This is a genomic window from Deferrisoma sp. (genome assembly GCF_054681715.1).
In genome coordinates, this window is the sequence record NZ_BAAHFQ010000032.1 from 17,251 (window position 1) to 27,342 (window position 10,092).

The 10,092-nt window shown below is 72.7% G+C and carries 6 protein-coding genes and 2 rRNA genes; 5 read left to right on the forward strand and 3 right to left on the reverse strand.

The genetic code is table 11. The features are described from left to right. Nucleotides 1-3: 3 nt before the first annotated feature. The gene (locus ACY0I8_RS07035) at nt 4-1,254 is read right to left on the reverse strand and encodes a DUF3426 domain-containing protein (RefSeq protein ID WP_461394190.1); all 1,251 of its coding nucleotides are present in this window, start codon (nt 1,252-1,254) and stop codon (nt 4-6) included. A gap of 136 nt (nt 1,255-1,390) precedes the next feature. Between ACY0I8_RS07035 and ACY0I8_RS07040 the strand changes: the two genes are divergently transcribed. From ACY0I8_RS07040 to ACY0I8_RS07060, 5 genes are read left to right on the forward strand one after another with little or no spacing between them, the layout of a single operon-like run. Then, nucleotides 1,391-2,482 (forward strand): GGDEF domain-containing protein, encoded by a 1,092-nt coding sequence (locus tag ACY0I8_RS07040; protein ID WP_461394191.1) that lies wholly within the window; start codon nt 1,391-1,393, stop codon nt 2,480-2,482. A gap of 23 nt (nt 2,483-2,505) precedes the next feature. After that, the gene (locus ACY0I8_RS07045) at nt 2,506-4,533 is read left to right on the forward strand and encodes a TonB-dependent receptor plug domain-containing protein (RefSeq protein WP_461394192.1); all 2,028 of its coding nucleotides are present in this window, start codon (nt 2,506-2,508) and stop codon (nt 4,531-4,533) included. 10 nt (nt 4,534-4,543) lie between these two features. Beyond that, nucleotides 4,544-5,089 carry a YfiR family protein gene (locus ACY0I8_RS07050; RefSeq protein ID WP_461394193.1) on the forward strand — a complete coding sequence of 182 codons (546 nt, stop codon included), beginning with the start codon at nt 4,544-4,546 and terminating at the stop codon, nt 5,087-5,089. Continuing rightward, complete coding sequence (locus ACY0I8_RS07055; RefSeq protein WP_461394194.1) at nt 5,086-7,794, forward strand: response regulator; 2,709 nt, start codon at nt 5,086-5,088, stop codon at nt 7,792-7,794. Before ACY0I8_RS07050 ends, ACY0I8_RS07055 begins: the two co-directional genes overlap by 4 nt. Before the next feature lie 7 nt (nt 7,795-7,801). Then, nucleotides 7,802-9,688, forward strand: coding sequence for an ATP-binding response regulator (locus ACY0I8_RS07060; protein WP_461394195.1), 1,887 nt, complete (start codon nt 7,802-7,804; stop codon nt 9,686-9,688). 64 nt (nt 9,689-9,752) lie between these two features. Here ACY0I8_RS07060 and rrf read toward each other — a convergent pair. Further along, nucleotides 9,753-9,869 (reverse strand): 5S ribosomal RNA (gene rrf, locus ACY0I8_RS07065). 105 nt (nt 9,870-9,974) lie between these two features. Continuing rightward, nucleotides 9,975-10,092, reverse strand: a 23S ribosomal RNA gene (locus ACY0I8_RS07070); the annotation flags it as partial.

A 10,092-nucleotide genomic window follows, 5' to 3' on the forward strand; every position in this document is an offset into this window, starting at 1 on the left:
AACTCACCCGCCCGAGGCCCCCTCCCGGGCCTCCACGACCTCGGCGTTGAACTTCACGGCCCCCTCGGGCGCCGGCAGGAACACCACCATGAACGACACCCGCCCCCCGGGCCGGATGTCCATGTTGCTCAGGCCCTCCCCCACCTCGTTCTGGAGCCGGGCCTCGAGGTCGGCCGGCGAAAGGGTGGCGAGATCCCTCTCCGTCAGCACATTGCCGCAGTACACCTCCCGGGAGGCCAGCGTGCGGCCGCGGTCGTCGAACAGGTTCCCCCGCACCCGCACCAGGCTCTGGGGCGCCTGGGACCGGTTCCACACCTCGCCGCGGATCACGAACACCCGCCGCCCCCCCGCGAGATCCCGGTAGTACCCCTCGACGTTCTGCACGGCCAGCCGGGCCCCCACGGCCCGGCGGTGCCACAGGGCCCGGATCTTCGAGGGGCTCAGGAACGTAAAGGCCTCGGGGTGCCGGTACACGTTGTACCCGGTGAACCCGAGGGCTCCCGCAACGGCCAGGACCACCACCCAGAAGAGCGGCGACCGGCGCCGGTCCCGGGCCACGAGGGGCGACCGGCCCGCCCCCTCGGGCCGGCTCCGGGGGCCCCGCTGGAGATCCAGGCGCGGCATGTCGTCGGCCAGGCCCTGCACCTGCACGCCCGCCTGCCGGCGGGGAGGTACGAGGTCGTCCTCCCTCACCCGTTCCAGTTCCGGCCCGGGCTCGGCGGCGTCCGGCTCGGCCCCCCCGGCATCGGCCTCGAAATCCGCGAGATCGAGCTCCCCCAACGAGGGCAGGTCGTCCACCGCCGGGATCTCGGCCTCCGGCCGGGCGGCCTCCCCGGCCTGTTCGCCGGCCGGCTCCGCAACAAAGTCCCCCAGATCCAGGTCTTCGAGGGAGGGCAGGTCGTCGAGGGGCGGAACCTCGGGCTCGGTCTGCGGCGCCGAAGGGGCGGCCGGTTCCCCGGAGCCTTCCGCCAGGTCCAGCTCCCCCAGGGGCGGCAGGTCGTCGAAACCCGGGATCTGCGGCTCTCCCGCCGGTCCCTTCTCCCCCGCCGTCTCGCCCCCGCCGGGCGCGGCCGCCTCCCCCTCCGAGGCGAAATCCTCGAACCTCGCCTCGGGGGGCTCGGGGGGAGCCTCCGGCCTCCGGCGCACCGCGAACAGGTGGGCGCAGCGGGAACACCGGATCTTCACGGCCCCCCGGGAGAGCTTTTCGTCCGGCACCTCGTAGCGGGCCCGGCATTTCGGGCAGGATACCTGCATGGCGCCTCGGATCCGTGGGAAAGGAAAAGCCACCCTCTCGGGCTAAAACCTCGGGGCATACTAGCCGAAGAGGTAGGGGAGCGCAATAACGCCGCCGGGTTCGTCCCGGCCATCCCCCACCGCGACGGGAGGCACGATGCCCGAGCCCAACGACGCCTGCCCGCCCGAGCTCCGGGGGCTCCTGGAGCGCAGGACGCGCGAACTGGAGACCCTGGTCGAGATCGGGAAGGCCCTGACCTCGACCCTGGACCTCAAGGAGGTCCTGAGCATCATCATGGACAAGGTGGGCCAACTCCTGCGGCCCAAGACCTGGTCGCTGCTGCTCGTGGACGAGCGCACCGGGGAACTCGCCTTCGAGATCGCCGTGTCCCCGGCCGCCGACCGGCTCAAGGACATCCGGCTCCAGAAGGGGGAGGGCATCGCGGGGTGGGTCGCCCTCCACGGAAAACCCCTGCTCATCCCCGACGTCCGCCAGGACCCCCGGTTCGCCCCCAAGGTGGACGAGGCGGTGCAGTTCAACACCCGCTCCATCGTGTGCGTACCGCTGAAAAGCAAAAACCGGGTGCTGGGGGTGATCGAGCTCGTGAACCCCCTGGACGAGCGGACCTTTTCCGAGGCCGACCTTCAGATCCTCTCGACGATCGCCGACTACGCGGCCATCGCCATCGAGAACGCCCGGTACGTGGAGAAGGTGCGGGACCTGGTGGTCACCGACGACCTCACCGGACTCTACAACGCCCGGTACCTGCTGGACGTGCTCGACTACGAGTTCGACCGGGCCCGCCGGTACGGGTACCCGGTGTCGCTCGTGTTCCTCGACCTCGACTATTTCAAGGACGTGAACGACACCTACGGCCACCTGGTGGGGAGCCGGCTCCTCACCGAGGTGGGCCGCGTGATCCGGTCCCACGTGCGAAAGGCCGACGTGGCCGTGCGCTACGGGGGCGACGAGTTCGTGGTGGTGCTTCCCAACACCCCCAAGGACGGCGCCGTCCAGATGGCCTCAAACCTCCGCAGCCGCATCCGGTCGCGGTATTTCCTGCAGGACGAGGGGTACCGCATTCGGATCACGGCGAGCTTCGGGGTGGCCACCTTCCCCGACGACGCCCAGACGAAGCTCGCGTTGGTGCGCCTGGCCGACCAGGCCATGTACCGGGTCAAGGAGGCGAGCCGCGACGGCGTGTCCGCCGCCGAAGCGCCGGCTCACCCCCCCGCGCCCCGTTCTTGACCGAACAAAAGGAGAGATGGCCCGTGGCCTGTTGGAACGGAATCCGACAACCGACCGGTTGGTTTTCGGCGGCCTGCGCCGCCGCGCTCCTGTGCCTGGGGGGGGTGCCGGCCGCCGCCGGGGAGGGCTCGGGCCTCGCGGGCCTGAGCCTCGAGGAACTCCTCTCCACCGAGGTCACCACCGTGAGCCGCCGGGCCGAGGCCCTTTCCGACGCGGCGGCCGCGGTCGCCGTCATCACGGCCGAGGACATCCGCCGCTCCGGGGCCACCAGCGTGCCCGAGGCGCTCCGGCTCGTGCCCGGCGTCCAGGTGGCCCGCATCGACGCCAACAAATGGGCCGTGAGCGCCCGGGGGTTCAACGGCCGTTTCGCCAACAAGCTGCTCGTGCTGGTGGACGGCCGCACGGTGTACACCCCGCTCTTCTCGGGCGTCCATTGGGACGCCCAGGATCTGCTCCTGGACGACGTGGAACGCATCGAGGTGATCCGGGGGCCCGGGGCCACCCTGTGGGGCGCCAACGCCGTGAACGGGGTGATCAACATCATCACCCGCCACGCCAAGGACACGGTGGGGACCCGGATCGCCCTGGGCGGGGGAACCGAGGACCTCGGTTTCCTGAACCTGCGGCACGGGTTCGCGGTGGGGAACACCTTCGGCCGGGTGTGGGCGCGGGCGTTTGGCCACGACGCCTCGGTGGACCGGGAGGGCCGGGACGCCCACGACGCGTGGCAGGGTGTGCGGGCCGGGGCGCGCCTCGACGGGGGGACGGCCGGCGCCGCGACCTGGATGGTGGAGGGCGAGGCCTACCGCGAAGCCGTGCAGAGCCGGACCCGGGCCCTCGTGGGGCCCGGGGACCCCGCGCGGGAGTTCGACGAGGAGGACGACGTGCGGGGCGCCTACGCCTTGGCCCGCTGGAACCGGTGGTTCTCCCCCACCGCGGAACTCTCGGTCCAGGGGTACTACGACCGCACCGACCGCTCCTCGGAGGTCCTGGGCGAGGTCCGCGACACCTGGGACCTCGACCTCCAGCACCGGTTCACCCTGGGGGGGTGGCAGGAGATCGTCTGGGGCCTGGGGGCCCGGCTCACCCGGGACCGCGTGGACGGCAGCTACGCCGCCGAGGTGCCCAACGACCGTCGCACCGACCGGCTCTGGAGCGCGTTCCTCCAGGACGAGATCGATCTCGTCCCGGACCGCCTGCGGCTCACCCTGGGCTCCAAGTTCGAACACAACGACTACACCGGGATCGAGGTGCAGCCCAACGCCCGGGCCCTGTGGGTGGTGACCCCGCGCCACCGGGTGTGGGCCGCCGTGAGCCGGGCCGTGCGCACCCCGAGCCGGGCGGAGGTCGACATCCGGTTCCGGATGTCCCTCCTCGAGCCCTCGCCGGAGATGCCCGTGCCGGTGGAGATCCACCTGGTGGGGAACGAGGACTTCGAAAGCGAAACGCTCATGGCGTACGAACTGGGCTACCGGGGCGCCTTCGGGCGGACCCTCACGGTCGACGCGACCGCGTTTTGCCACGTCTACCGGGATCTGCGCACCGTGGAGCCGGTGGGGGCGCCGAGTCCCGGCGCCGAGGGGGTGTGGGTCCAGGAGATGACCGCCGAAAACCGGATGCGGGGCACCGTGTACGGGACCGAGGTGGAAACGGGCTGGCACCCGGCCCCCTGGTGGCGGCTCCGGCTCTCGTACACCTGGATGGTGCTCCGGCTCACCCCGGAGGACGGGAGCCAGGATCCCCTGTCGGAGGCGGCCGAGGGCGAGGCGCCCCGGAACCAGGTGTCCCTCCTGTCGTCCTGGGATCTCCCGGCGGGGTGGGAACTGGACCTCTGGGTGCGCCACGCGGCCGGGCTCCCCAGCCTCGGCGTGGACGCCTACACCACGGCGGATCTGCGGATCGGCTGGACGCCGTTGCCGGGCCTCGACGTATCCCTCGTCGGCCAGAACCTCTTGGACGCGTCCCACCCCGAGTTCACCCCCGAGATTCTCTCCACGGTGCCGGCCGAGGTGGAGCGGTCGGTGTACGCCCGGGTGACCTGGACCCACTGAGGCGACCGGCATGGCGCTCACCCGCCGCGAGTTTCTGGCCGCCATCGCCGCGGTGCCCCTGGTGTCCCGGCTCGGCCTCGCCGGAGAGGGACCCGACGAAGCCGAGATCAAGGCGGCCATCGTGCTGAACCTCGCCCGGTTCACCGACTGGCCCCCGGGCACGTTCCCGGCCGCGGGGAGTCCACTTCGGGTGTGCCTCCTGGGCGACGACCCCGTGACCCGGGCGCTCTCGCGGCTCGCGGGCGAGACGGTCAAGGGCCACCCCGTCGAGACACGGCGCGTGGAGGCCCTGTCCGCCCTCGACGGCTGCCACGTCGCGTACCTGGCGGCCTCGCAACGAAAGCGCGCGGGGGAGGTGCTCGCCGCGATCCGCGGCAAACCGCTCCTCTCGGTGGCGGACATCGAGGGGTTTGCGGCCTGGGGAGGGGCGGTGAGCTTCTGGCGCATGGGCGGCCGGGTACGGATCGACGTGAACCGGGCGGCGCTTCGGCGGGGCGGCCTGGAGCTCAGCTCCAAGGTGCTGCGTCTCGCCCGGCTGGTGGAGGAGATCCGATGAGGGCGTGGGCGTTCGCGAATCTCCCGGTGCGGTGGAAGCTGCTCTTCGCGGTCGCGGTGCCCACGGCGCTCGTGGCCCTCGTGGTGACCGGGGTGCTCGGCGTCCAGCGGGTGCGGGACAAGACCTCCCAGGCCGCCAACGAGTTGGGGGCGCTCGCCCGGGTGCTCGCCGTGAACGTCTCCGCCCCCCTGGCGTTTCAAGACACCCAGGCGGCAGAGGAGACCCTATCGGCCCTGCGGGCCCACCCCACCGTGACCGAGGCGGCCGTGCTCACGCCGGCGGGCCGCCCCTTCGCCGCCTACCCCGCGGGGGCACCGGTCCGGTTTCCCGCTGGGATCCTGCGGGAGTCCGCCGTCCGCTGGCAGGGGGCCGAGCTCGCCGTGGGCACCTCCGTGGAGCTCGAAGGCCGCCCGATCGGCACCCTCTGGATCCGGGCGGACCTCCGGGCCTGGCGCCGGGCCCTGGGGCGCGACCTGGCGGCCACCTCCGCGCTGGCCGCCGGCATCCTGACCCTCGCCCTGGCCCTCGCCCTCCGGCTCCAGAGCGCGGTGTCCCGGCCCCTCCAGGAGCTTTCCGCGGCCATGGACCGGGTGACCCGGGACGGCCGGTTCGACCTGCGGGTCCGGCCCCACGGCTCGGACGAGGTCGGCACCCTGTGCCTCGGGTTCAACGCCATGCTCGAGCAACTCGAAACCCGCGACCGGGAACTCGCCGCTCACCGGGAACGGCTCGAGGAGCTCGTGGCCCGGCGCACGGCGGAGCTCGAGCGAACCAACGAGGAGCTCGCCCGGACCGTCGAGCGCCTGCGGGAGGCCAAGGAGGCGGCCGAGGAGGCGAGCCGGGCCAAGAGCCGGTTCCTCGCGAACATGAGCCACGAGATCCGCACCCCCATGAACGGGGTGCTAGGGATGCTGGATCTCCTGCTCTCCACCCGGCTCGACGCCCGCCAGGAGCGGTTCGTGCGCACCGCCGAGCGCTCTGCAGAGCACCTGCTGGCGCTCCTGAACGACATTCTCGACTTCTCCAAGGCCGAGGCCGGCCGCCTCGAACTGGAGGAGATCGAGCTCTCTCCGGCCGAGCTCGTGGAGGACGTGGCCGACACCTTCAGCGAGGCGGCCCACGCCAAGGGCCTGGAGCTCGCCGTGCGCCTCGACCCCGAGCTTCCCGCCCTCGTGCGGGGCGACCCGGTGCGGCTGCGGCAGATCCTCCACAATCTCCTGGGGAACGCGGTCAAGTTCACCCCCCAGGGGGAGGTGGTCGTCTCGGCCCAGGTCACGGCCAGGTCGTCCCGGCGGGCCGAGCTTCGCTTCGAGGTCGCCGACACCGGGATCGGCATCCCCGAGGCGGCCCAGCCCCACGTGTTCGAGGCGTTCACCCAGGCCGACGGCTCCACCACCCGGCGGTTCGGGGGCACGGGGCTGGGGCTCGCGATCTGCCGACACCTGGTCGAGCGGATGGGCGGGGAGATCGGGTTCGAGAGCCGGGAGGGCGTGGGGAGCCGGTTTTGGTTCGCGGTGCCGCTTGAGATCGCCGAGGAGGCGGCCGAGGCGCGCGCGCCGGAGGGGCTTCGGGTGCTCGTGGTGGACGACAACGCGACGAACCGGGAGATCCTGGCCGACCAACTCCGGCGGTGGGGTGCCGAGGCCGTGTGTGCGGCCGACGGCCCCACGGCCCTGGAGGTTCTGGAACGGGAGACCCGCGAGGGGCGCCTCCCGGACCTCGCGATTCTCGACATGCTCATGCCGGACGTGGACGGCATCGATCTTGCGGTGCGCATGGCCGGGGATCCGCGATGGGCCGGGGTCCGGAAGGTGCTCCTCACCTCCTCGGCCGACCCCAAGGCCTTCGACGAGGCGGGCCGGGCCGGGGTGGCGGCGGTGCTCCAAAAACCCGTGCGACCCACGGAACTGCGCCGCGTCCTCCTCGGGGCCGGCCCAGGGCCCGCCCCGGAGCGGGCCCCGACGGATCCCGCCGCCGCCCCCGCGGCCCGTTTCGACGCCCGGGTGCTCCTGGCCGAGGACAACCCGACGAACCAGGTGGTGGCCCGGGGGCTCCTGGAGGAGATGGGGTGCCGGGTGGACGTGGTGCCCGACGGCCGGGCCGCGGTGGAGGCCTGGGCCGAGGGAAGCTATGATCTCATCCTCATGGACTGCCAGATGCCGGGGATGAGCGGGTACGACGCCACCCGGGAGATCCGGCGCCGGGGTGGCACCGTGCCGATCGTGGCGCTCACCGCCCACGCCCTGGCCGGGGACCGGGAGGCCTGCCTCGCGGCGGGCATGGACGACTACCTGGCGAAGCCGTTCCGGCGGGCGCAGTTGGCGGAACTCCTGGGCCGGTGGCTTCCGGCCGCGCCGGCGCCACGGCCGCCGGCGGTGGACCCGGCGGTGCTGGAGGGGTTGGGCCCCGCGCTCGCCGGGGAGGTGGCCCGGGCGTTTGTCGCCTCGTCGGGCCGGCTCGTGGAACGGATCCGGGAGGGGCTCGACGGGGGCGACCCCTCGGACGCCCGGGAGGCGGCCCACGCGCTCAAATCCGCGGCGGGAAACGTGGGGGCCGGGGAGCTCCACGAGCGCTGCCGCGCGATCGACCAGGCGCTGCGCCGCGGCGACGTGGGCGGGGCGCGGCGGGCGGCCGAGGGGCTCGAGGGGGTGTACCAGGAGGTGGCCGAGGCCCTCGAAGGGTGGGCCTCGGCCCGGGAGGGGTGAACGGACCATGGAACGCGACGAGAGACGGCCGCGGGCCCTCGTGGCCGACGACGAACCCACCACCCGGATCCTGATCCGGGCGACCCTGGAACACGCGGGATTCGCCGTGGTGGAGGCCCCGGACGGGGAGGCCGCCTGGGATGCGTTCGCGGCCGACCCGCCGGACCTCGTGCTCCTCGACGTCCGGATGCCCGGGATCGATGGGCTCACGCTGTGCAAACGGATCCGCCAGCACCCGGAAGGCCCCGCCGTGCCCGTGGTCGTCATCACCGACCGGGACGACCAGGAGGCGCTGGCCGCCGCCTTCGACGCCGGGGCCACGGACTTCCTGGGCAAGCCCCTGAGCTGGCGGCTTCTGGGCCACCGGATCCGCCACATCCACCGGGCCAGCCGGGCGTTCCGCCGGGTGGCCGAGAGCGAGCGGCGGCTCCGGGCCCTCGTGGACGCCTTGCCCGATCTCCTTTTGCGGATCGACGCCGACGGCACCTACCGGGATGCCTCGGCGCCCCGGGAGTTTCCCCTGGCCGACGAGGCTCGGCGGGCCGTGGGGCAGCGGGTCGGAGGGGTGGGGCCCCTGCCGCCGGACGCGCTCGCCCTGGTGCAAGAGTGCGCGGCCACCGGCCAGGGGGGGCACCTGGAGTTCGAGGTGGAGCGCGACGGCCGCCGTCACGTGTTCGAGGCCCGGTTCGCGCCGGCCTCGGGCTCGGAGGTGCTCGCGGTCGTGCGCGACATCACCCACGAAGCCGAACTCGAACGCCAGCTCGCGGTGTCCCAGAAGCTCCAGGCCCTCGGGGTTCTGGCCGGGGGCATCGCCCACGAGCTCAACAACCTCCTCCAGCCCATCCTGGGGTACGCGGACCTGGTGGCGGGCAAACTCCCCCCCGACTCCCGCGAAGCCGAGAACCTCCAGAAGCTCACCCGGGCGGCCGAGCGGGCCCGCGACCTCGTGGCCCGGGTGCTCGCCTTCGGCCGGGACCGCCCCCGCGCGCCCCGGGTCGTGGATCTGGCGGACGTCGTGCGCGAGGCCGCCGCCCTCATGGAGGCCACCCTTCCCGCCAACATCGAGGTCTCGTTCACGGCGGATCCGCACACCCGAGCGACCGTGTTTGCCGACCCCACGGAACTCCACCAGGTGGTCCTCAACCTCTGCACCAACGCCGCCCACGCCATCGGGAACCGGGAGGGCCGGATCGAGATCCGGCTCCTCGCTCCGGCCGAGGCCGGGGACGGGCCCGCCGAGAAGCCCCACGCGGTGCTCGTCGTAAAGGACACGGGGGACGGGATCCCGCCCGAACTCCAGCACCGGGTCTTCGAGCCCTTCTTCACCACCAAGCCCCCGGGCCAGGGAACGGGGCTCGGCTTGGCGCTCGTCCACAGTGTGGTCACCGCCTGCGGGGGCCAGGTCACCCTGCGAAGCCACCCCGGCCAGGGCGCCGAGTTTCGGCTCTCCTTCCCGTTGGCGGACGGCCCGGCCGAGGCGACCGCCCCGGGTCCTCCGGCTCGCCCCCACCCCGCCCCCCCCACACCGGACTCCGCCGTGCTCTTCGTGGACGACGAGCCGACCATCCGGGAACTGGCCGCGGAGGCCCTCGAGGAGGCGGGGTTCCGGGTGCTCACCGCCGGGACCCTGGCCGAGGCCCGCGCCCTCCTGGACCGGCCCGACCTCGCCGCGGCCGTGCTCGACCAGACCCTGCCCGACGGCCGGGGTACGGCCTTCCTCTCCGAGATCTGGGCCCTCCACCCGGGCCTGCCGGTGGTGCTGTGCACCGGGTTCGACCCCGAGCTGGGCCCCGAGAAGGCCGCCGCCCTCGGGCTCGCGGGCTTCGCCTGGAAGCCCCTTCGCACCCCGGAACTCGTGGAACTCGTTCGGGAGGCTCTCAAGGGCAGAGGATAGATCCCCCGAAACGAGAAACGCCCCCGGGAGGGAGGACCTCCGCGGGGGCGTTTCGTGTGAAAAGGCTCGGCGGCGACCTACTCTCCCACCCAGTTGCCCGGGCAGTACCATCGGCGCTGAGGGGCTTAACGGCCGTGTTCGGAATGGGAACGGGTGTGTCCCCCTCGCTATCGCCACCGAAAAAGGATAACAACCTCATAGAATCTCAGGTCCACACGAACTCGCCACGTCTCGCGCCTCGCCCCGCACGCTCGACCCACATGCCCCTCGGAAATCCGAAAAACAGGCGGTCAAGCCACACGGCCCTTTAGTACCGGTCAGCTCAACGCATTGCTGCGCTTACACCCCCGGCCTATCTACGTCGTCGTCTCCAACGGGCCTTCAGGGGGCCGTAGCCCCAGGGA

What these genes read in the sequence shown, in the direction of transcription:
- ACY0I8_RS07055 (WP_461394194.1), top strand. Translation starts at nt 5,086, where the DNA reads ATGAGGGCGTGGGCGTTCGCGAATCTCCCGGTGCGGTGGAAGCTGCTC.
- ACY0I8_RS07035 (WP_461394190.1), bottom strand. Translation starts at nt 1,254, where the DNA reads ATGCAGGTATCCTGCCCGAAATGCCGGGCCCGCTACGAGGTGCCGGAC.
- ACY0I8_RS07050 (WP_461394193.1), top strand. Translation starts at nt 4,544, where the DNA reads ATGGCGCTCACCCGCCGCGAGTTTCTGGCCGCCATCGCCGCGGTGCCC.
- ACY0I8_RS07040 (WP_461394191.1), top strand. Translation starts at nt 1,391, where the DNA reads ATGCCCGAGCCCAACGACGCCTGCCCGCCCGAGCTCCGGGGGCTCCTG.
- ACY0I8_RS07060 (WP_461394195.1), top strand. Translation starts at nt 7,802, where the DNA reads ATGGAACGCGACGAGAGACGGCCGCGGGCCCTCGTGGCCGACGACGAA.